The 251-nt window shown below is 76.9% G+C and carries 1 pseudogene; it reads left to right on the plus strand.

The annotated features are described in order from the left end of the window. A pseudogene (locus tag SB772_RS43830) lies at positions 1–251 on the plus strand (hypothetical protein); the annotation flags it as partial.

Consider the following 251-nt stretch of genomic DNA (forward strand, 5'->3'; position numbering starts at 1 on the left):
CGCGGACAACACGCGCGTCACACGCCGCATCCGGTGGCCGTGGCCGCCGCGCCGCCGCATCGCACGCGCAATCTCACGCTCGGCGCGGTCGCGGGCGCCGTGGCCGGTGTCGCGCTGTTCGGCGCGCTGCTGTCGGCGTCGCTGCCGGCGGTGGTGATCGCGGCTGGCGTGGGCGCGTGGATCGGCGCACGCATCGGCGCGGGCTGGCACCGCGCGAGCGAGCACGAGGAGCGCGTGCATCACGAGATGCG

The sequence above is a fragment of the Paraburkholderia sp. SIMBA_030 genome (assembly GCF_046535245.1).
Taxonomy (GTDB): Bacteria; Pseudomonadota; Gammaproteobacteria; order Burkholderiales; family Burkholderiaceae; genus Paraburkholderia.